The following is an 18,977-nucleotide window of genomic DNA, read 5'->3' on the forward strand; positions in this document are numbered from 1 at the left end:
CGGCCCAGGCTTATCGATGATAGAGAAATTGCCTGCCCGCGCATTTCGCCACAAAAGGTAACCACGCGCTCACCCCCAGGCTCCCATGCACTCGCGCGCACGGGAGTCCAGATTGTGTTTGGATTAGGTTACACCTCGCTGAAAGACCGTGCGGCCATGGCCTTGCCCACTTCCAGCGTACCCTGGGCTGCGCCGCTGCCCGGCACCTGCTCGCCGCCGCGCGCCAGCACCTGCTCCAGCTGCTCGGCCAGGGCTTCGGGCACCTGCTCGCCCAGCCCCAGATGCACGCCTTGCGTCAGCGTGATGTGGGCCGCTTCAAAGCTGCCGGCCCCGGCACACAGGATGGCGCGCGTAGGCGCGCCTTCGGCGGCCAGCACCAGCATAGCCGGCACGACGGCTTCGGGCTGCAGCATTTCCAGCACTTCGGCCGGCATCAGGCCTTCGGTCATGCGGGTGGCGGCCGTGGGCGCCAGCGCATTGACCCGAATGCCGTGCTTTGCGCCTTCGAGCGCCAGGGTCTGCATCAAACCCACCTGGGCCAGCTTGGCCGCGCCGTAGTTGCTCTGGCCGAAGTTGCCATACAGGCCCGTGGACGAAGTGGTCATCACGATGCGCCCGTATTGCTGGGCCTGCATCAGCGGCCAGACCGCCTTGCAGCAGTGGACCGCGCCCATCAGGTGCACTTCCATCACCAGGCGAAAGTCGTCCAGCTCCATCTTGGCAAAACTCTTGTCGCGCAGGATGCCGGCGTTGTTGACCAGGATGTCCACCCGGCCCCAGGCATCGACGGCCTGCTGGACCATGGCCTGGACGGCCACGAAGTCGGTCACCGAAGCGCTGCTGGCCAGGGCTTCACCGCCCGCGGCCCGGATTTCATCGGCCACGGCCTGCGCCGCACCCACCGAGCCGCCGCGTCCGTCCACGGCGCCGCCCAGGTCGTTGACCATTACCTTGGCGCCGCGCTGGGCCAGCGCCAGCGCGTGCAAACGCCCCAATCCACCGCCCGCGCCCGTCACGATGGCCACGCGGCCCGCAAAATCAATCGCCATCTCTTTGTCTCCTGTGGTGTTTGAACAGGCCCGTGCCTGCATAGTGTCCAGCCGACGCTTGCGCCCGGCATGGATCGCCCCTGCATGCAATGTAGGGCCGCGCAGCCCCGGCAGGCGTTACCAAAGTGACTCGATTGGGCTCGGCTCGGCGCGTTTTCGCGCGCTGGACCCGGCTTATCCCCACAGCACAGGGACAAAGGTGTGGACAAGCCGGCTTCTGCCTTGTACGGGGCTTGCAAGCCCTTGTTGCGCCTGGTTTTTTCCTCACGTGCTTAAATATTAAGCAGGGTGTCACCGGCAGTACAAAGTTGTTACCGGGTTTTATGGACAAGCATGTGCACAACTCTGTTTTTTCAGCCTTAAATGGATGCAAGTCATTGATTTATAAAGAACAACAGTTCATTGCTTAAAAAATAGGCAGGCGCAGCACGCTTGCTGCTCCGCAACACACACGGCTGCCTCTGAGGAAAAAACAAGGGTTAACCCTTTACCCAGTTGCAGTTATGCCCGCCCGAACTGGACAATCATGTGGATAAGTTTTGGCAATCGCTGTAAGACCGATGCAAGCTGTTGATTTGCAAGGATTTTGCGCATATTGCTTAAAATTAAGGCAATCCACAACCCTGGATGTGCCCTTTTCCCGCCCTCTTCTTCTTCTTTCCTTTTCCGGCCCGATCGCGCATGAGCACCCCTTTCGCCCCTGACTTTTTCATCGCCCGCCTCACGCCCAGCGGCCAACAATGCGACGCCTGGGCCGACCAGACCCTGCTGCAATCCCTGGAACAGGGCTCCGTGGACTGGCCCAGCTCCTGCCGCAACGGCAATTGCCGCACCTGCATAGGCCAACTGGTATCGGGCAGCGTGCGCTACGAGATCGAATGGCCGGGCCTGAGCGAGGACGAAAAAGCCGAAGGCTGCGTGCTGCCCTGCGTGGCCTATCCCCTGAGCGATGTCGTATTACAAGACCCTACGCGCTGAGCCCGCCTGTCGCGCTCGGCGCGCAGCCCTCACTCCTGGATTAAAATCCGTGTTTGAGGGTTTGGGTGCCATCCGGCGCCAGACCTCGGAGCGGCCATGCCGCATCGATCGTTCTTTGGGGGCACTGCCTGCGGTGCCAGCGACAGTTCCCCCTGGAATACTGCCTGCGCCGATTGAACCGGCGTCCCAAGAAAGCCCGAAATGACAGCCCCCCTGCATCCCGTAGCCATCTCCCCGGTGGAAGACATCATTGCCGACATGCGCGCAGGCCGCATGGTTGTACTGGTGGATGAAGAAGACCGCGAAAACGAAGGCGATCTGGTGCTGGCCGCCGACCATGTCACGGCCGATGCCATCAACTTCATGGCGCGCTTCGGCCGCGGACTGATCTGCCTGACCCTGACGCGTGAGCGCTGCGAGCTGTTGAAGCTGCCGCCCATGGCCACGCGCAATGGCACCAAGCATTCGACCGCATTCACAGTCTCCATCGAAGCCGCCGAAGGCGTGACCACCGGCATTTCCGCCGCCGACCGCGCACGCACCGTGCAGGCAGCCGTGGCGGCCAACGCCCAGGCCGACGACCTGGTCCAGCCCGGCCATATTTTCCCGCTGCAGGCCGTGCCCGGCGGCGTGCTGATGCGCGCCGGCCACACCGAAGCCGGCTGCGATCTGGCCGGCATGGCCGGCTGCAGCCCGTCCGCCGTCATCTGCGAGATCATGAAGGACGACGGCACCATGGCGCGCCTGCCCGATCTGCAGCTCTTCGCCGCGGAACACGGCCTGAAGATCGGCACCATCGCCGATCTGATCCACTACCGCAGCCGGACCGAGTCGCTGCTGCAGAGCGTGGACAAGCGCCCGCTGCTGACGCCGTTTGGCGAGTTCACGGCCCACGTCTTCCGTGACCAGCCCAGCCGCTCCGTGCACCTCGCACTGGTCAAGGGCAGCTGGTCCTCCGACGAGGAAGTGCCCGTGCGTGTGCACGAGCCGCTGTCGGTGATGGACCTGCTGGAAGTCGACCGCTCCATGCACTCCTGGAGCCTGGACAGCAGCCTGCGCTACATCGATGCCCAGGGCCGCGGCGTGGCCGTGCTGCTCAACTGCGGCGAAAGCGCCGAGCAACTGCTGGCACAACTCGACGGCAGCGCGCGCTCGGCCGAAGCCCCCGAGCGCGGCCGCATGGACCTGCGCACCTACGGCGTGGGCGCGCAAATCCTGCGCGAATGCGGAGTGCACAAGATGCGCCTGATGGGCCAGCCCCGACGCATGCCCAGCATGGCCGGCTACGGCCTCGAGATCACCGGTTACATCCCCAAGGAATAAAAATATGTTTGGCGCAGAACAAGGCACAGCCCCCACGCTCGACGGCGCGAAATTGCGCATCGGCATCGTGCAGGCCCGCTTCAATGAAAGCATCACCAACGCCCTCGCCGCGGCCTGCCGCGCAGAGCTGTTGGCGCTGGGTGTACAAGAAAAAAATATCGACCATGTGCTGGTGCCGGGAGCACTGGAAGTGCCCGTGGCACTGCAGGCCATGGCCGAACGTGAGCAGTACGACGCACTGGTTGCGCTCGGCTGCATCATCCGGGGGGAGACATACCACTTCGAGCTGGTAGCCAACGAATCGGGAGCCGGCGTGACCCGCCTGTCCCTGGACTACCAACTGCCGATCGCCAATGCGATCATCACCACTGAAAACATGGAGCAGGCCATTGCCCGCCAGACCGACAAGGGGCGCGACGCAGCCCGCGTGGCGGTTGAAATGGCCAACCTGCTCGACACACTGAACTGACATGAGCGAAGACCACTCCCCCTCGGCATCGAGCCGCCCCCGGCGCCAGCCGCGCGTCGGCAACACCAGCACCGGAGTCCGCAAGGCGGCTTCCAAGTCCAACCGCAGCCGGGCGCGTGAATTCGCCCTGCAGGCGCTGTACCAGCACATCGTGGGCCGCAACGATGCGACCGCGATCGACATGTTCACGCGTGATCTGGCGGGCTTTCACAAGGCCGACTCCGCGCATTACGACGCCCTGCTGCACGGCTGCATCACCACCGAAGCCGACCTGGACGCGCTGATCCTGCCCATGCTGGACCGCCAGTTCAGCGAGATCTCGCCCGTCGAGCACGCGGTGATGTGGATCGGTGTGTACGAGTTCCAGCATTGCGCGGACGTGCCATGGCGCGTCGTGCTCAATGAATGCATTGAACTGGCCAAGGAATTTGGCGGCACGGACGGCCACAAATACGTCAACGCCGTGCTCAACGGCCTGGCGCCCAAGCTGCGCAGCCTCGAAGTCGCCGCCGACAAGGGCAAGCAAGCCGCCGACTGACATCTGCACCATGGGCGCGCAGGTCCTTTCGCAGACCTCGCGCCCGGCCAATGCTCCCCCGGCCTTGCGGCCCTGTACTGTTAATGCCCGCTGTCTGCGGGACCTAGCCCATGCAAATTTCGACACGCGCCCAACGCATTGAGCCGTTTTATGTGATGGAAGTGGCCAAGGCGGCACAGGCCCTGGCACGCGAAGTGGCCCACACCAGCGAGCCGATGATCTTCCTGAACATCGGCGAGCCCGATTTCACCGCCCCGCCCCTGGTGCAACAGGCCGCGGCGCAGGCCGTGGCCGAAGGCAAGACCCAGTACACGCCGGCCCTGGGCCTGGACGCGCTGCGCGAGCGCATCAGCGGCTGGTATGCCCAGCGCTTTGGCGTGGATGTGCCCGCACGCCGCATTGTCGTGACGGCCGGCGCCTCGGCCGCGCTGCAACTGGCCTGCCTGGCACTGATCAATGCCGGCGATGAAATCCTCATGCCCGACCCGAGCTACCCGTGCAACCGCCACTTCGTCAGTGCGGCCGAAGGCACGGCGGTGCTGGTCCCGACCACGGCCGCCGAACGCTATCAGCTCAGCGCCGAAAAGGTCGCGGCCGCCTGGGGCGACAAGACCCGCGGCGTGCTGCTGGCCTCGCCGTCCAACCCCACGGGCACCTCAATCGCGCCCGACGAGTTGCGCCGCATCCACGACGTGGTGCAGTCGCGCGGCGGCCTGACCATCATCGACGAGATCTACCTGGGCCTGTCCTACGACCCGGCCTTCTCCCAGACGGCACTGGCCCTGGGCGAAGACCTGATCAGCATCAACAGCTTCAGCAAGTACTTCAACATGACCGGCTGGCGCCTGGGCTGGATGGTCGTGCCCGAAGCGCTGGTGCCGGCCATCGAGCGCGTGGCGCAAAACCTGTTCATCTGCGCCAGCACCATTTCCCAACACGCGGCCCTGGCCTGCTTCGAGCCGGACAGCATCGCCGAGTACGAACGCCGCCGCGCCGAGTTCAAGGCCCGGCGCGACTACTTCATTCCCGAGCTGGAAAAGCTGGGCCTGCGCGTGCCGGTCATGCCCGACGGCGCGTTCTACGCCTGGGCCGACTGCTCCGAAGCCGCGCGCAAGCTGGGCGTCGAAGGCAGCTGGGATTTCGCCTATGCCGTCATGCAGCGCGCCCACCTGGCGATCACGCCGGGGCGCGATTTCGGCACGGCGGAGACCGGGCAGTTCGTGCGCTTCTCCACCGCCAACTCCATGCCCCAGCTGCAGGAGGCCGTGCGCCGCCTGCGCAGCTTGCTGGGCTGAAGCCGCATGGATTTCGCTTTTCCTGTGCGCATCTACTGGGAAGACACCGATGCCGGCGGCATCGTCTTCTACGCCAACTACCTCAAGTACTTCGAGCGCGCGCGCACCGAATGGCTGCGTTCGCTGGGCATTGAGCAGCAAAAACTGCGCGATCAGACCGGCGCCATGTTCGTCGTCACCCAGGCGCAGATCGACTACCACCGCCCCGCGCGCCTCGACGACCAACTTTTGGTTACCGCTCGTTTACAAGCCAGCGGCCGCGCGTCGCTGACAATACACCAGCAAGCATTCCTACAATCCGCTGCTGGCGCCAGCGATGCGCCACTGCTGCTGTGTGAAGCCTCCGTACGCATCGGCTGGGTCGACGGCGCGAGCATGCGCCCCACAAGAATACCGAACAGCCTTCTGGAACAATTTTCATGAATTCCCAAAATATGTCCATATTCAGCCTGGTCCTGGAAGCCAGCTGGGTGGTGCAACTGGTCATGCTGGCCTTGGTCGTCGCTTCGGTGGCAAGCTGGGCCACGATTTTTCGCAAATCGGCGCTGCTCAAGCGCGTGCGCATGTTCAACGACGCTTTCGAGCAGGAGTTCTGGTCGGGCACCAGCCTCAATGACCTCTATACCGCGGCCGCGCAGAACGCCAAGCGCGGCGGCCCCATGGAGCGCATTTTCGCCAGCGGCATGCGCGAATACCAGAAACTGCGCGAGCGCCGCATCGCCGATGTCGCCACGCTGATGGACGGCACGCGCCGCGCCATGCGCGCCAGCCTGCAGCGTGAAATGGACGAAATCGAAGCCAGTCTGGCCTTTCTGGGCACCGTCGGCTCCGTCTCGCCCTACGTCGGCCTGTTCGGTACCGTATGGGGCGTGATGCATGCTTTCACCGGCTTTGCCAGCATGGAGCAGGTTACGCTGGCCACCGTCGCGCCCGGCATTGCCGAAGCCCTGGCAGCCACGGCCATGGGCCTGTTCGCGGCGATTCCCGCCGTCACGGCCTACAACCGCTATGCCCACCAGATCGACCGCATCGCCAACCAGCTCGACACCTTCATCGAAGAGTTCTCCAACATCCTGCAGCGCAATGTGGGCGCCACCGCCAGCAGCTCTGCTTCGGGCCACTGAGCCGCAAACAGGAGCTACACATGCCCGCAGTGTCTTCCCGTGGCGGCCGCACGCGCCGCACGGTCAATGAAATCAACATGGTGCCGTTCATCGACGTGATGCTGGTGCTGCTGGTCATCTTCATGGTGACCGCCCCCATGCTCACGCCCGGCGCCATCAACGTCCCCAGCGCCGGCAAGGCGTCGCGCCTGCCCACCGAAAATCTGGCCCGGGTGCTGATCGACAAGGACGGCTCCATCCGCCTCAAGACCGGCGCCAACGAGCAGGTGGTGCAACTCAATGAGCTGGGCGTCGCTGCCAAGGCCTGGCAGGCCCAGCAGCCCGAAGACAGCGCGGTCGTGATCTCGGCCGACAAGACCCTCAGCTACGACACCGTGATGCAAGCCATGGGCAGGTTGCAACGTGCCGGCGTCAAGCGCGTCGCGCTCGACGTCAAGTCCAGCCAGTAAACCACGCCGTTCCAGGCCCTTGCCTTCTCTCCATGTCCCGACCGCCAGAACACGACCCTTTCGCTCCCCCTTCCTCTGCTCCGCGCCTGCGCGCGTGGCTTTTGGCGATTGCGGCGCATGGTCTGCTCGTGGCGGCCTTGCTGTGGGTCGTACGCATGCCGCCCACGACGGAAGAAGCGGCCATCGAAGCCGAGCTGTGGTCGGCCCTGCCCCAGGAAGCCGCGCCCCCGGCGCCGACGCCGACGCCCACACCGGCGCCCGAGCCCACGCCTGAAGTGAAGCCCCCGCCGCCGCCGCCACCGGTGGTCGCGCCGCCACCGCCGCCGCCGCCCGTCGTGCAAAAGGACGACGACCACGAAGCCGAGATTGCGCTGGAGCGCAAGAAAAAGCGCGAGCAGGAGAAGAAAGCCGAGCAGGCCCTGCGCGACAAGGCCGAGCGTGAGCGCGTGGAAAAAGAAAAGGAACGGCAGAAGGACCTGGCCGAGAAGCGCGAAAAAGACAAGGAGCGCCTGGATAAGGAACGCCGCGAGCAGCAGGCGGCCGACAAGAAGGAGCGCCTGGAAAAGGAAAAAGCCGAAAAGGCCGAACAGGCCAAGCAGGAGAAGGCCGAGCAGGCCAAACTGGAGAAGGCCAAGCTCGAAAAGGCAGAAAAAGCCAAGGCCGAGAAGCTCAAGGCGGAAAAAGCCGCCGAAGACAAACGCCTCAAGGCCGAACAGGCGGCCAAGGACGCCAAGGAAGCCAAGGCCGCGGAAGCGCGCCGCGCCGATAACCTGCGCCGCATGCAAAGCATGGCCGGCGCGGGCTCGGACAGCTCCAAGGGCTCGGCCGAACGCGGCAGCAGCCCCAACCAGGGCCAGGGCAATGGCTCGGCCACGGGGGGACCTTCGGCCGGCTACGGCGCCAAGGTCGCGGCCAAGGTCAAGCCCAACATCGTCTACCCCGACGACGTGGTCGGCAACCCGCGCGCCGAAGTGGCCGTGCGCACCGCTCCCGACGGCACCATCGTCAGCGTGCGCGTGACCCAGTCCAGCGGCAACCCGGCCTGGGACCAGGCCGTGGTGCGCGCCCTGCACAAGACCGACACCCTGCCACGGGATACGGATGGCCGCGTGCCCTCCTCGCTGACCATCGGTTTCCGACCTAAAGATTAGCCCCCACGCTCGCCCACTGCGTGTGGCTCGCTGCCCCCCCGAGGGGGCCGTCGCCGCCTTGGGGGGGCCGCCGAGGTGCGGCCCGGCGGCATGAATATGGCCCCCACGCTTGCTCGCTTCGCGTAGCTGCGCTGCCCCCCAGGGGGGCCATCGCCGCCTTGGGGCGGCCCGGCGGCGGCGAGTGTGGTCTGTTCGAAGACTCTGCTGCGGTGACCAGCGCCCACCGCCAGCACGGCCCCTCAGAAACCAGCCGCGCTGACGGCAAGGTCAGGCTCGCCACCGGATTTCTCGCAATCAAGGACAATCGCGCCATGCCTCTCAAAGCCCCCGAACTTCTGCTGCCTGCCGGCTCGCTCGACAAGATGCGCGCCGCCTATGACTTTGGCGCCGACGCCATCTACGCGGGCCAGCCCCGCTACTCGCTGCGCGCGCGCAACAACGAATTCCGCCTGGAACAGATCGGCCAAGGCATTGCCGAAGCCCATGCCCGTGGCAAGAAATTCTTTGTCACCAGCAATCTGCTGCCGCACAACGACAAGGTGCGCACCTATATGCGCGACATGGAGCCGGTGATCGCGCTCAAGCCCGACGCGCTGATCATGGCCGACCCCGGTCTGATGATGATGGTGCGCGAGAAGTGGCCTGAAACGCCTATCCACATCTCGGTGCAGGCCAACACCGTCAACTACGCCGCCGTGAAATTCTGGCAGCGCATGGGCATCGCCCGCATCATCCTGTCGCGCGAACTGAGCCTGGACGAGATCGAGAAGATCCGCCAGGAATGCCCCGACATGGAACTCGAAGTGTTCGTGCACGGCGCGCTGTGCATTGCCTACTCGGGCCGCTGCCTGCTGTCGGGCTACTTCAACCGCCGCGATCCCAACCAGGGCACTTGCACCAATGCCTGCCGCTGGAACTATTCCACCCAGGAAACGGCGGTCGACCCGAACACCGGCGAAGCCATGCCGCTGAAGATGGAAGGCGACTTCGACTTCGCCAAGGCCCAGCAGGAAGCCGAAACCGGCTTCTCGGCCTGCAACAGCGAGCCGCGCCACCCCAAGGCCGACCATGTCTACATGCTCGAAGAGCAGGGCCGCCCCGGCGAGCTGATGCCCATCATGGAAGATGAGCACGGCACCTACATCATGAACAGCAAGGACTTGCGCGCCATCGAGCACATCGACCGGCTCACCAAGATCGGCGTCGATTCGCTGAAGATCGAAGGCCGCACCAAGTCGCTGTACTACGTCTCGCGCACGGCCCAGACCTACCGCCGCGCCATCGACGACGCCGTCGCCGGCCGCCCGTTCAACCCGAATCTGATCACCGAACTCGAAGGCCTGGCCAACCGTGGCTACACCAGCGGCTTCCTCGAACGCCGCCCAGCCCAGGACTACCAGAACTACGAAACCGGCCATTCGCTGCTGCAGCGCAGCCACTTCGTCGGCGAAGTGCGCGGCTGGGCCGACGGCCTGGCTGAAATCGAGACCAAGAACCGCTTCTCCGTGGGCGACACGCTGGAAATCATCCACCCCAGCGGCAACCGCCAGATCAAGCTTGAACAGATGTTCAACATGGAAGGCGAACCCGTCACCGTGGCCCAGGGCAACCCGATCCGCGTGCGCATTCCGCTCAAAGGTCCGGTCGACGGCGCCTTGATCGCCCGTCTGCTCTAAGCGTCGGGCCCGGCCCACCTGACCTGTGGGCTGCTGCGGCAGCCCTTTTCTTTTTCTGCACCGCCCCATTTCCCATGAACATTGTCGTCAACGAAGAACTCAAGGCCTATATCGATCCGCTGAGCCCGGATGAGCACGAAGCGCTGGAGCGCAGCATCCTGGCCGAAGGCTGCCGCGATGCGCTGGTGCTGTGGGGCGACCTGCTGATCGACGGTCACAACCGCCACGGCATCTGCGTCAAGCACGGCCTGCCGTTCGAGACCATCCAGGCTACGCATTTCAAGGACCTGGACGACGTGCATTTGTGGATGATCGACCAGCACCTGGGCCGGCGCAGCGTCTCCGACTTCCAGCGCGGCGTGCTGGCCCTGCGCAAGCGGGAAATCGTCGCCGCGCGCCGCGTCAAGGCTGTCGAGCAGCAGGCCCAGCAGCCGGCCTCCGACGCCGACGCCAGCGAGAACATTCCCGCCGACGAGCAGCAGGCCCTGGCCACGCGCGAAGCACTGGCACGGGTCGCGCGCCTGAGCAGCACCCAGGTCAAGCAGATTGAAACCATCCAGCAGAAAGCCACGCCCGAAGTCGTGGCGGCCGTGAAGGCCGGCGACATCTCCATCAATGCCGCCGCCGCCGTGGCCCAGTTGCCGGCTGCCGAGCAGGTGGCAGCAGCCGCCGCCGGCAAGGACGAGCTCAAGCTGGCCGCCAAGCGGGTGCGCGAAGCCAAGCGCAAGCCACGCGACGCCGAGACAGGTGATGCCGATGCCGCGCCCGAGAAAACGGCCGACGTTGCCGAGTTGCAGCAACGCGTGGAAACGCTGGAACAGGAAAACAGCATGCTGCGCCAGCAGATCAAGGCCTTGCAGGACATGCTTCAGGAGAAGATCTGAAGCCGGCAGGCTGATCACTGCCACCCATGAAACGCTACGAAGCCCTGGCCGGCGAGATCGAAACTTCGATCCGCAGCGGCGTGCTCCAGTCCGGCGACCGGCTGCCTTCCGTGCGCAGCCTGTGCGGCAGCCGCGGCATCAGCGCTTCCACCGTTTTCCAGGCCTATTACCTGCTTGAAGCGCGCGGGCTGGTGCGGGCGCGCGAGCGTTCGGGCTACTTCGTGGCCTCGGAGGTGCGGCGCATGCCGCCCGAGCCCGAGCAGGCGTCGCAGCCGCCCGATGCGTCGATCGCCGTCGATGTCAGCGCGCGCGTGTTCGACGTGCTTGCCTCCAGCAATGCGCGCAGCGTGGTGCCGCTGGGTTCGGCCTTTCCCAGCCCGCTGCTGTTCCCGCTGCAACGCCTGGGCCAGGCCATGGCCAGTGCCGCCAAGGCGCTGGATCCGTGGAGTACGGTCGATGACCTGACGCCGGGCCACGCCGCGCTGCGCCGCCAGATCGCCCTGCGCTATCTGGCGCAAGGCATGGCCGTGCCCACCGACGACATCATCATCACCAACGGCGCGCTTGAAGCGCTGAACCTGTGCCTGTCGGCCGTGACCCGCCCTGGCGACGCCGTGCTGGTGGAATCGCCGGCGTTCTACGCGGCGCTGCAGGCGCTGGAACGCCTGGGACTGCAGGCCATCGAAGTGCCCACCCATCCGCGCGAAGGCATGGACCTGGGCGCGCTCGAAGCCGCCATCCAGCGCCACCGGCCCAAGGCCTGCTGGCTGATGAGCAATTTCCAGAACCCGCTGGGCAGCCTGATGTCCGAAGCCAAGAAGCGCGAGCTCGTGGCCTTGATCACACGCTACCAGTTGCCGCTGATCGAAGACGATGTCTACGGCGAGCTCTATCTTGGAGCCCAGCGCCCGCTGCCCGCCAAGGCCTTCGACCGTGAAGGGCTGGTGCTGCACTGTGCCTCGTTTTCCAAATGCCTGGCGCCAGGCTGGCGCATAGGCTGGACTGTGGCCGGGCGCTTTTCCCAGGCCGTGGCGCGGCACAAGCTCACCACCACCCTCGGCGCCAACGCCCCGGCCCAGGCGGCCTTGGCCGAGTACCTGGAGCGCGGCGGCTTTGACAAGCACCTACGCCGGCTGCGCCAGTTCCTGGCCTCGGCGCAAGCGCCGTTTGCCGAAGCCGTAGGCCATTATTTCCCGCCGGGAACGCGCGCCACCCGCCCCGAAGGCGGCTATTTTCTCTGGGTCGAACTGCCGCCCGAATGCGACGCCCTGGCCATCCATGCCCAGGCCCGCGCGCGCGGCATCAGCGTCGCGCCCGGCCCTATCTTTTCCGCCTCGCATGGCTTTCGCCATTGCCTGCGGCTGAACTACGGCCACGGCTGGGATGGCCGCATCGAAGGCGCGCTGGAAACGCTGGGCCAACTGGCCCATGGCGCCCGCTAGAGATTGCGCAGCGCTCGCTGGCAGATGCGGCGCGTGGCAGCGCTGGGCTCGCCCTGCAGCCACTGCGCGCACAGTGCGCGCACCCAGTCGGGCTGGTCCTTGCCCGCATCGTTGAGCCAGTTGGCCACCGAATCCTGCACATAGACCGAAGCGTCGGCGCGCAGGGGCGACAGAATGGGCAAGCCGGCTTCGGGCTGCTGCTTGAACGCGGCGATATGGGCGCACCATACGCCGCGCGGGCGCAGCGCTTCGCAGGCAAAGCGGCGTAGGCGCTCGGATGGATTCTCGGTCCAGGCCGTCAACTGCACGACGGCCGCATCCAGCTCCCGCGCCAGATGGGGTCGCACCGCCATCCAGGCCCACTCGCGCACGCCGAAATGCGCGTCATCGGCCAAGGGCCGGATGGCTGCCAGCCGCTCGGCCAGCGTGAGGTCCGGCTGGTTGCCCACCATGAAGCATGCCCAGCCGCGCACCGTGTCCGAAGCATGAGCCTGGCAGACGGCCGTGCCGGCGCTGCCCAGCGCATCGAACAACAGGCTGGCCATGCCCCCCATGCGCTGCAGAATGCCGCGCTCGCAGACCTGCGCCGCAGCGGCCAGCACCGCTGATTGCAAGTCCGGGAACACCGCGCGCAGCAGTTGTGCCTGGTCCACGGCCAGGCCTTCGACCAGAGTCACGCTTTGCAGCCTGCCCTGGGACAGGCCCAGGCGCACATCGTCGGGGATGTCGGCGCCGCGGCGCGCGCCCTTGCGGGGCGTGGATGGCGTCATGGCGCGAGCCCATCGCCACGCGCGGCCACGCCAGCCGCCACCTTGTCCAGCAGGCCCGCCAGTTGGCTGCGCTCGGCCGCCGTCAGGCCGCTGAACAGGCCCGCAATCCAGCGTCCGTGCTGCGCCACTACCGCCTGGGCCAGTTGCTGACCTTGGGGCGTGAGGCGGATGCGCAGGGCGCGCCGGTCGCCGGCCTGGGCCTGCCGCGCTATCAGGCCATCGCGCTCCAGGCCGTCCAGCAGTCCGGTCACCGTCGCACGCGTCACACCCGCCTCTTCGGCCAGGCGGCTGGGCGCCAGGCCATCGCTGGCCGCATCCAGCAGGAACAGCAGCACGAAACGCCCTTCGGACAGCCCATGCACCGCCAGCAGGCGCGCGCAGTCGCGGTCAATGGCCGCGGCCAGGGACAGCGTCTGAAAACACAAACGGATGCTGTCTTGTCCTGGCAACCCGCGCCTATCGGCTTCGGCCAGAAGGGCCTGGTATTTTTGTTCGAGTTTTTGCATGCACCGTACTATACGGCACCTAACAAACTAAGCAAAAAAAGGACGAAAAAAATACCCCAGAGCCAATGCCGTGGAGTATTTGGTTCCGGACCTGCTGCCGTGGTGGCAGTGCCCGTCCGCATTCGCCAGCGCGTTGCCGGCTCTTGCGGGAATTCAGCGGTAATTACTGGTTGGCCAGGCCGACATGGGCTTCGCGGTAGTCAGCAATGAAAGTGATCAGGGTATCGAAGGCTTGACGCATGGTGTGCTTTCCATGAGATGCACTAGGACACTGGCAGCTCGCATCTCGAAACACCGCCAGAGCAGGGAGACCTAAGTGGTAACCCTAGGTGCTAAGTATAAACCACAACAGTATTAATACGAGGTAGGCACCATAAAACAACAGCTTACGCGTGGGGGCTTGTCATCGCCGCGTAAAAAAAGGGAGCCTGGGCTCCCTTGTTCACTGGCCGCAGCGGGCCTTCAGCCTTCGGCCGTGAAGCCCACGCGCTGCACGATGGGGCCCCATTTCGCCACTTCCGACTTCACCAGGGCCGCGAGTTCCGCGGGCGTGGACGACATGGCTTCGAGACCGAAAGTGGAAAGGCTGTCGACCACATCGGCCGAAGCCAGTGCCGTGCGCATATGGCCGTTGAGGCGCTGGACCAGCTCAGGCGAGGCCTTGGCCGGCAGGAAAAAGGCAAACCACTCGCTGTGGGCCATATCGGCGTAACCCTGCTCGACCAGCGTCGGCACCTGGGGTGCGAAGCGGCTGCGCTGCGCGCCGCTGACGCCGAGAATGCGAATCTTCCCGCTGGGCACGTGTTGCAGCATGTCGCCCACGGGGCCCGAAACCGCCGAGATATTGCCGCCCAGCATGTCCAGCAGTGCCGGCTGGGTACCGCGGTAGCCCGCATGCTTGAGGTCTACCCCACCATGCTGGCCCAGCAGCGCGCCGATGAAATGCGGCGTCGAGCCGGGTGCGGGCGAGCCGAAGTTCGCACCCAGCGGGTTGGCCTTGGCCCAGAGCAGGAACTCGCGCACATTGGTCACCTGCGGCGGCACTGCCGGCCCGACCGCGAAGCCGAAGTCGAACTTGCAGCCCACGGTCACGGGCGCCAGGTCGGTGACCGGGTTATAGGCCAGCTTCTTGTAGATATGCGGATAGATGGACAGCATGGACGTGGGCGTCTGCAGCATCGTCATGCCGTCGCCGGGCCGGCCCTTGACGTAGTTGATCGCGATCTGGCCGCCCGCGCCGGTGCGGTTTTCCACCACGGCGATCTTGGCGTAGCCCGGCGCCAGCTGGGTTCCGACGCGCCGGCAGATGGCGTCCGAGGTACCGCCGGCAGCGAAACCCGTGATGATGTTCAGGCTCTCCAGCGATGCCTGGGCATGGGCCTGCATTCCCAGGCTGGCCAGCAGCGCACCAGCGCCGCCCGCGCCTGCGGCGCCCAGCCATTCACGACGATTGAATGTCATTGTTTACTTTCTTGGATGTTTTGAAATGGACGCCGAAGGCAGCCCTCCCGCTCAGCCTTCGTCGCGCAGCCAGGTCACTGCGCCCGAATGCGTGACCGCCCCCTGATGGGCCGGCCGCACCGTCAACGCATATTTTTCCAGCAAGCCGCCCCAGCGCACTCCCGTGTTTACGCCAGCAAGCCGCTGCGCGTTTTCCCGCAGGCGCTGCTCCAGCTCCTGCGCCGAGAGCGCCACCGTGATCGATCGCGCCGCGGGGCGCGCGTCTATGCTCACCATGTCGCCATCGCGCAGGGCGGCGATCGGCCCATTGTCCGCGGCCTCGGGGCCGGCATAGCCGATGCACAGGCCGCGCGTCGCGCCCGAAAAACGCCCGTCGGTCAGCAGCGCCACCTTGTCGCCCATGCCCTGGCCGTACAGCAAGGCCGTGATGCCCAGCATCTCGCGCATGCCGGGGCTGCCCTTGGGGCCTTCGTTGCGGATCACGATCACATCGCCGGCGGCATAGCGCATGGCCTGCACGGCCGCCTGGGCGGCCTCCTCCGACTCGAACACCCGCGCCGGCCCGCTGTGCACCAGGGTTTGCAGCCCCGCGGTCTTGAGCAGCGCGCCGTCGGGGCACAGATTGCCCTTGAGCACGGCCAGGCCGCCGTCGCGCGAGATCGGGTTGTCCGCGGTGCGCACCACCTGACCGTCGGGCGGCAGCGCGGACGCCAGCTCCTCGGCCAGCGTGCGGCCGGTGAAAGTCAGCGCGTCTCCATGCAGCAGGCCCTGCTCCAGCAGGCTGCGCAGAATCACGCCCGCACCGCCGATGTAATGCACGTCGCGCGCCAGGTAGCGCCCGCCGGGTCGCAAGTCGGCGATCAAGGGCGTGCGCGCGAATATTTCCGCCACGTCGTCGAGATGAAAGCGTATGCCCGCCTCGTGCGCCAGCGCCGGCAGGTGCAGGGCCGCATTGGTCGAGCCGCCCGTGGCGCTGACCACGGCGCAGGCATTTTCCAGCGCCTTGCGCGTGACGATGTCGCGCGGCAGCGGGCCCTTGCCTTCGGCGCTGGCCCAGACCGCGCGCATCAGCGTCTTGGCGGTGCGGCGCATCAAGGGCGCGCGCTCGCTGAACACCGCGGGCAGCATGCTCGAACCTATGGGCGCCAGGCCCAGGGCCTCGCTGACCATGCCCATGGTGTTGGCCGTGAACTGCCCGGCGCAGGCGCCGGCGGTGGGCAGGCAGCTGCGGCTGATCTGCGCGAGATCCTGCTGCGTGGCCGTGCCGGCCAGCACCTGGCCAATGGTTTCATAGGTATCGACCACGTTCAGATCCCGGCCGTCGGGCCCGGGCGCCTGGCCCGGCAGGGCCGAGCCGCCATGCACGAACACGCTGGGCACATTGCAGCGCAGCATGCCCATCATCAGGCCGGGCAGGTTCTTGTCGCAGGCGCCGATGGCGAAGATGCCGTCCCACTGGTGGCCGCGCACTGACGCTTCAACGCTGTCGGCGATCAGCTCGCGCGAGATCAGGGAAAAGCGCATGCCCGAATGCGCCATCGTCAGCCCGTCGCTGACCGACACCACGGGGCACTCATGCGGTGTGCCGCCGCCGGCGTAAATGCCGGTCTTGGCATGCTGGGCCTGGTCGCGCAGGTTGAGGTTGCAGGGGCTCATCTCGCCACCGGTGTGGAACACGCCGATGTGCGGGCGTTCAATGTCCTCGTCGTCCTGGCCCAGCGCATGCAGGAAGCTGCGCGTGGTGGCGCGCACCGTGCCCTGGCGGATGATGGCCGAGCGGAAACCAGGCGCGGCCGGAGTCGCATCGTTCGCGGGGGAATCTGGGGAGTGGGTCATGGCAGATGGCAGGCAAGGACGACAGAGCCACCACCATAGCGAAACGCGGCGCCCGCACGGGCCTTGCGCTCCCGGGGCCGTCACCCACGCGACAGCCCGGGCGGCTGCCCCTTGCGGAGCAGCCGGAACCTCAGCGCGGCACCAGGAAAGTGGTCTTGGCCTGCACCTGGATGGCGCCATCGACCAGCGAACGCACTTCCAGCTGCACCGGATGCGAGCCTGGCGCCGCCGCGCCGTAAGGCGCCTGCAGCCGCACGACAACCCAGCGGTCGGCCGCGGCATCCACCTCCACCTCGGTCTCGGAAGCCACACGCAAACCGTCCAGGCCCGAGGCCGAGAGCTGATAGTGCTGCGGCGCTTCGGTCGCATTGCCCAGTTGCACGCGGTAGACATTCTCGATCTGGCCGCCGGCGACGATGCGCGACAGCGTGCCGCGATCGCGCACCACGTCCACCTTCAGCGGCACGCGCACGTAGAGGCTGACCACCATGGCCACGGTCAGTGCCAGCAGCACCGTGCCGTAGATCAGCACCCGCGGGCGGAACACGCGGCGCACGATCTGCGCACCGCGCCAGCCCTTTTCCATGCCGTTCTCGGTGGACATGCGGATCAGCCCGCGTGGGTAATGCATCTTGTCCATCACCGTATTGCAGGCGTCTATGCACAGACCGCAGCCAATGCACTGGTATTGCAGGCCGTCGCGGATATCGATGCCCACGGGGCAGACCTGCACGCACAGCTTGCAGTCTATGCAGTCGCCCAGGCCCTGGGCCTTGTAGTCGACATCCTTGAGGCGCGGGCCGCGGTTCTCGCCGCGCGCTTCGTCATAGGTGACCAGCAGCGTATCGCGGTCGAACATCGCGCTCTGGAAGCGCGCATAAGGGCACATATGGGTGCAGACCTGCTCGCGCAAGAAGCCGGCGTTGCCATAGGTGGCCAGCGCGTAGAACAGCACCCAGAAAATCTGCCACGCGCCCTGCAGCGCCATCACTTCGACGGCCAGCGAGCGAATCGGCACGAAATAGCCGACGAAGGTGAAGCCCGTCCACAGCGCGATGGCCAGCCACAGCAGGTGCTTGCTGCCGCGCTTGAGCAGCTTTTCCGCGGTCCAGCCGCTGTGGTCCAGGCGCAGGCGCGCGCTGCGATCGCCTTCGGTCTTGCGCTCTATCCACATGAAGATTTCGGTATAGACCGATTGCGGGCAGCTGAAGCCGCACCACAGGCGCCCGGCCACCGCCGTGAACAGGAACAGCGCCAGCGCCGAAATGATCAGCAGCGCCGTGAGGTAGATGAAATCCTGCGGGTACAGCAGCCAGCCGAAGATGTAGAAACGCCGCTGCTCCAGATCGAACAGCAGGGCCTGGCGCTCGTTGATCTGCAGCCAGGGCACGCCATAGAAGAACAGCTGCGTGAGCCAGACCATGGTCCAGCGCCAGCGCGCGAACACACCGCTGATGGAGCGGGGCTGGATTTTCTTTCTGGCTTCGAACAGCGGCTGCTCGTGCTCCTCGATGGGCACGGCCGCGATGGGGATGACCTTGCGCGGTGCTTTGCCGCGCGGCGATGTGGGTTGATCTGACATGAAGGCCTCAATGACAACGGTGCCGGCAATGCCACGCGCACTGCCGCACCCTGCCCGCAACTATGCGCCGCAAGCGCGGTGGATAACAGCAGCAGATGGGGTGATTTGAACCATATCAGATGGTTTATTGATGCAAATCACCATATCAGTTTCTGCATGAAGCAAAGCCGCCCCGCTGCACAGCGGGGCGGCTGCATGGCGCGAATCATCCGAGGTTTCGGATTCCGCACCAAAAGACTTTGGCTTGTTGCCGTCAATTACCCATAGCGCTCGCATCGCGCGCAGCCCATATCACTGGCGTGACCCAGCAAGGGGGCAGCGAGGAAGGGCCGCCCCGCACCGAGGCTGCCGTCCCCCTCCACCGAAGGTTGAGAGGGGGAAGACGGGGCGCGCCTAGCGCGAAGCGGCTCAGGGGGTGTTCCCCAATAATTGCCGCAGCACGAA

At 65.9% G+C, this 18,977-nt stretch carries 18 protein-coding genes; 12 read left to right on the forward strand and 6 right to left on the reverse strand.

Annotation, left to right across the window (positions count from 1 at the left end; genetic code table 11):
• Positions 1-128: 128 nt before the first annotated feature.
• Positions 129-1,049 carry an SDR family NAD(P)-dependent oxidoreductase gene (locus N0K08_RS20975; protein ID WP_261502361.1) on the reverse strand — a complete coding sequence of 307 codons (921 nt, stop codon included), beginning with the start codon at positions 1,047-1,049 and terminating at the stop codon, positions 129-131.
• A gap of 681 nt (positions 1,050-1,730) precedes the next feature.
• Here N0K08_RS20975 and N0K08_RS20980 point away from each other — a divergent pair.
• The 12 genes from N0K08_RS20980 to N0K08_RS21035 all read left to right on the forward strand — a co-directional run bounded on the left by N0K08_RS20980 (position 1,731) and on the right by N0K08_RS21035 (position 12,378).
• Positions 1,731-2,027 carry a 2Fe-2S iron-sulfur cluster-binding protein gene (locus N0K08_RS20980; protein ID WP_261502362.1) on the forward strand — a complete coding sequence of 99 codons (297 nt, stop codon included), beginning with the start codon at positions 1,731-1,733 and terminating at the stop codon, positions 2,025-2,027.
• Positions 2,028-2,228: 201 nt separating this feature from the next.
• Complete coding sequence (gene ribBA / locus N0K08_RS20985) at positions 2,229-3,350, forward strand: bifunctional 3,4-dihydroxy-2-butanone-4-phosphate synthase/GTP cyclohydrolase II (protein ID WP_261502363.1); 1,122 nt, start codon at positions 2,229-2,231, stop codon at positions 3,348-3,350.
• Positions 3,351-3,354: 4 nt separating this feature from the next.
• The gene (gene ribH, locus N0K08_RS20990; RefSeq protein ID WP_261502364.1) at positions 3,355-3,819 is read left to right on the forward strand and encodes a 6,7-dimethyl-8-ribityllumazine synthase; all 465 of its coding nucleotides are present in this window, start codon (positions 3,355-3,357) and stop codon (positions 3,817-3,819) included.
• A 1-nt stretch (position 3,820) separates the two neighbouring features.
• On the forward strand, positions 3,821-4,357 hold the full coding sequence (gene nusB / locus N0K08_RS20995; protein ID WP_261502365.1) for a transcription antitermination factor NusB: 537 nt from the start codon (positions 3,821-3,823) through the stop codon (positions 4,355-4,357).
• A 110-nt stretch (positions 4,358-4,467) separates the two neighbouring features.
• A complete protein-coding gene (locus N0K08_RS21000) occupies positions 4,468-5,652 on the forward strand; it encodes a pyridoxal phosphate-dependent aminotransferase (protein WP_261502366.1) in 1,185 nt (394 codons plus the stop codon).
• A 6-nt stretch (positions 5,653-5,658) separates the two neighbouring features.
• Entirely contained in the window at positions 5,659-6,075 is a 417-nt protein-coding gene (ybgC, locus tag N0K08_RS21005; RefSeq protein ID WP_261502367.1) for a tol-pal system-associated acyl-CoA thioesterase, read from the forward strand.
• Positions 6,072-6,776 carry a protein TolQ gene (gene tolQ / locus N0K08_RS21010; protein ID WP_261502368.1) on the forward strand — a complete coding sequence of 235 codons (705 nt, stop codon included), beginning with the start codon at positions 6,072-6,074 and terminating at the stop codon, positions 6,774-6,776. Before ybgC ends, tolQ begins: the two co-directional genes overlap by 4 nt.
• Positions 6,777-6,796: 20 nt before the next feature.
• Positions 6,797-7,225 (forward strand): ExbD/TolR family protein, encoded by a 429-nt coding sequence (locus N0K08_RS21015; protein WP_261502369.1) that lies wholly within the window; start codon positions 6,797-6,799, stop codon positions 7,223-7,225.
• Positions 7,226-7,257: 32 nt separating this feature from the next.
• Positions 7,258-8,376, forward strand: a complete 1,119-nt coding sequence (tolA, locus tag N0K08_RS21020) for a cell envelope integrity protein TolA (protein ID WP_261502370.1) — start codon at positions 7,258-7,260, stop codon at positions 8,374-8,376.
• A gap of 311 nt (positions 8,377-8,687) precedes the next feature.
• The gene (trhP, locus tag N0K08_RS21025; RefSeq protein ID WP_261502371.1) at positions 8,688-10,052 is read left to right on the forward strand and encodes a prephenate-dependent tRNA uridine(34) hydroxylase TrhP; all 1,365 of its coding nucleotides are present in this window, start codon (positions 8,688-8,690) and stop codon (positions 10,050-10,052) included.
• Positions 10,053-10,126: 74 nt separating this feature from the next.
• Complete coding sequence (locus N0K08_RS21030; protein WP_261502372.1) at positions 10,127-10,936, forward strand: plasmid replication/partition related protein; 810 nt, start codon at positions 10,127-10,129, stop codon at positions 10,934-10,936.
• A gap of 26 nt (positions 10,937-10,962) precedes the next feature.
• Positions 10,963-12,378, forward strand: coding sequence for an aminotransferase-like domain-containing protein (locus N0K08_RS21035; RefSeq protein WP_261502373.1), 1,416 nt, complete (start codon positions 10,963-10,965; stop codon positions 12,376-12,378).
• Here N0K08_RS21035 and N0K08_RS21040 read toward each other — a convergent pair.
• From N0K08_RS21040 to ccoG, 5 genes are all read right to left on the reverse strand, one after another.
• Positions 12,375-13,148, reverse strand: coding sequence for a DNA alkylation repair protein (locus N0K08_RS21040; RefSeq protein WP_261502375.1), 774 nt, complete (start codon positions 13,146-13,148; stop codon positions 12,375-12,377). The two genes, N0K08_RS21035 and N0K08_RS21040, sit on opposite strands and share 4 nt — an antisense overlap.
• Positions 13,145-13,654 (reverse strand): MarR family winged helix-turn-helix transcriptional regulator, encoded by a 510-nt coding sequence (locus tag N0K08_RS21045; protein ID WP_261502376.1) that lies wholly within the window; start codon positions 13,652-13,654, stop codon positions 13,145-13,147. The genes N0K08_RS21040 and N0K08_RS21045 overlap by 4 nt, the downstream gene beginning before the upstream one ends.
• Before the next feature lie 462 nt (positions 13,655-14,116).
• A complete protein-coding gene (locus tag N0K08_RS21050) occupies positions 14,117-15,115 on the reverse strand; it encodes a Bug family tripartite tricarboxylate transporter substrate binding protein (RefSeq protein WP_261502377.1) in 999 nt (332 codons plus the stop codon).
• 51 nt (positions 15,116-15,166) lie between these two features.
• Complete coding sequence (gene ilvD / locus N0K08_RS21055) at positions 15,167-16,951, reverse strand: dihydroxy-acid dehydratase (protein WP_261502378.1); 1,785 nt, start codon at positions 16,949-16,951, stop codon at positions 15,167-15,169.
• A 130-nt stretch (positions 16,952-17,081) separates the two neighbouring features.
• Entirely contained in the window at positions 17,082-18,533 is a 1,452-nt protein-coding gene (ccoG, locus tag N0K08_RS21060) for a cytochrome c oxidase accessory protein CcoG (protein ID WP_261502379.1), read from the reverse strand.
• Positions 18,534-18,977 lie beyond the last annotated feature (444 nt).

Origin of the sequence: Acidovorax bellezanensis, assembly GCF_025421555.1 — a bacterium.
Taxonomy (GTDB): domain Bacteria; phylum Pseudomonadota; class Gammaproteobacteria; order Burkholderiales; family Burkholderiaceae_C; genus Comamonas; species Comamonas bellezanensis.

What these genes read in the sequence shown, in the direction of transcription:
- ybgC (WP_261502367.1), top strand. Translation starts at nt 5,659, where the DNA reads ATGGATTTCGCTTTTCCTGTGCGCATCTACTGGGAAGACACCGATGCC.
- ribBA (WP_261502363.1), top strand. Translation starts at nt 2,229, where the DNA reads ATGACAGCCCCCCTGCATCCCGTAGCCATCTCCCCGGTGGAAGACATC.
- N0K08_RS21040 (WP_261502375.1), bottom strand. Translation starts at nt 13,148, where the DNA reads ATGACGCCATCCACGCCCCGCAAGGGCGCGCGCCGCGGCGCCGACATC.
- N0K08_RS21035 (WP_261502373.1), top strand. Translation starts at nt 10,963, where the DNA reads ATGAAACGCTACGAAGCCCTGGCCGGCGAGATCGAAACTTCGATCCGC.
- N0K08_RS20980 (WP_261502362.1), top strand. Translation starts at nt 1,731, where the DNA reads ATGAGCACCCCTTTCGCCCCTGACTTTTTCATCGCCCGCCTCACGCCC.
- N0K08_RS21015 (WP_261502369.1), top strand. Translation starts at nt 6,797, where the DNA reads ATGCCCGCAGTGTCTTCCCGTGGCGGCCGCACGCGCCGCACGGTCAAT.
- N0K08_RS21000 (WP_261502366.1), top strand. Translation starts at nt 4,468, where the DNA reads ATGCAAATTTCGACACGCGCCCAACGCATTGAGCCGTTTTATGTGATG.
- N0K08_RS21045 (WP_261502376.1), bottom strand. Translation starts at nt 13,654, where the DNA reads ATGCAAAAACTCGAACAAAAATACCAGGCCCTTCTGGCCGAAGCCGAT.
- ilvD (WP_261502378.1), bottom strand. Translation starts at nt 16,951, where the DNA reads ATGACCCACTCCCCAGATTCCCCCGCGAACGATGCGACTCCGGCCGCG.
- ribH (WP_261502364.1), top strand. Translation starts at nt 3,355, where the DNA reads ATGTTTGGCGCAGAACAAGGCACAGCCCCCACGCTCGACGGCGCGAAA.
- N0K08_RS21050 (WP_261502377.1), bottom strand. Translation starts at nt 15,115, where the DNA reads ATGACATTCAATCGTCGTGAATGGCTGGGCGCCGCAGGCGCGGGCGGC.
- tolQ (WP_261502368.1), top strand. Translation starts at nt 6,072, where the DNA reads ATGAATTCCCAAAATATGTCCATATTCAGCCTGGTCCTGGAAGCCAGC.
- nusB (WP_261502365.1), top strand. Translation starts at nt 3,821, where the DNA reads ATGAGCGAAGACCACTCCCCCTCGGCATCGAGCCGCCCCCGGCGCCAG.
- ccoG (WP_261502379.1), bottom strand. Translation starts at nt 18,533, where the DNA reads ATGTCAGATCAACCCACATCGCCGCGCGGCAAAGCACCGCGCAAGGTC.
- trhP (WP_261502371.1), top strand. Translation starts at nt 8,688, where the DNA reads ATGCCTCTCAAAGCCCCCGAACTTCTGCTGCCTGCCGGCTCGCTCGAC.
- N0K08_RS21030 (WP_261502372.1), top strand. Translation starts at nt 10,127, where the DNA reads ATGAACATTGTCGTCAACGAAGAACTCAAGGCCTATATCGATCCGCTG.
- tolA (WP_261502370.1), top strand. Translation starts at nt 7,258, where the DNA reads ATGTCCCGACCGCCAGAACACGACCCTTTCGCTCCCCCTTCCTCTGCT.
- N0K08_RS20975 (WP_261502361.1), bottom strand. Translation starts at nt 1,049, where the DNA reads ATGGCGATTGATTTTGCGGGCCGCGTGGCCATCGTGACGGGCGCGGGC.